The following is a 750-nucleotide window of genomic DNA, read 5'->3' as shown; positions in this document are numbered from 1 at the left end:
GGCGGCGCTGGAAGCCGCCTACCTCGAAGCGCTGGCCTGCCTGCCGGCCCCGACCGCGCCGTCGCCGGAAAGCGTGGCGCTGGCGGTGGAAACGCTGCAGCAGCTCGACCAGGCGCTGGAAGGCCTGCCGCAAGCGGCGCGCAGCGCTTTCATCATGGCGCACATCGAGGAACTGACCTACGCGCAGATCGCCGAGCGCCTGCGCATCTCGCCCAGCACTGTCAAGAAATACCTGATCCGCGCCAACGCCCACTGCTTGTTCGCGCTGGCGGCGTGAGGGCCGGGCCGGACCACCAGCGGGCGGCCCGGCGCCGTCGTCAGAACTCCGTCGCCACCGACAGCCACAGCGTGCGCGGCATGCCGCTGATCAGGTAGCCGGTCGGATTGGCCTCCCAATAGTGCTTGTCGAGCAGGTTGGTCACGGTCGCGCGCAGCGTCACGTCCTTGCCCGCCACGCGGGTCTTGTAGCGGCCGCCGAAGTCGTAGCGCGTCCAAGCCGGCACGCGCTGGCTGTTGTCGGCGCTGAGATAGGCCTGGCTGGTGTGGATGGCCCGGCCCATCAGGGTCAGCCCCGGCGCGAACGGCGTATCCCATTCCAGCGTCAGGTTGGCCTGCAGCTCGGGCGCGCCGACGGCGTGGCGGCCGTCATTCAAGCCGCCCTGGGTCTTGCGCTGTTTCGCATCCAGCCAGGTGACGCCGCCCAGCAGGCGCACGCCGCGCGCCAGTTCGCCAAAGCCGTTCAGCTCGACG

At 70.3% G+C, this 750-nt stretch carries 2 protein-coding genes; one reads left to right on the top strand and one right to left on the bottom strand.

Annotation, left to right across the window (positions count from 1 at the left end):
• Positions 1-277, top strand: a 277-nt coding sequence (locus RISW2_RS23035; protein WP_043775873.1) for a sigma-70 family RNA polymerase sigma factor, incomplete at its 5' end; no start/stop codon positions are given.
• Between the two features lie 40 nt (positions 278-317).
• On the opposite strand, the gene RISW2_RS23030 is transcribed toward RISW2_RS23035, so the two are convergent.
• On the bottom strand, positions 318-750 hold a 433-nt coding region (locus RISW2_RS23030), incomplete at its 5' end, for a TonB-dependent receptor domain-containing protein (RefSeq protein ID WP_043775870.1).

The sequence above is a fragment of the Roseivivax isoporae LMG 25204 genome (genome assembly GCF_000521865.1).
Taxonomy (GTDB): domain Bacteria; phylum Pseudomonadota; class Alphaproteobacteria; order Rhodobacterales; family Rhodobacteraceae; genus Roseivivax; species Roseivivax isoporae.
The sequence above is the reverse complement of the archived record's forward strand: the minus strand, read 5'-3'. Positions and strand labels throughout refer to the sequence as shown.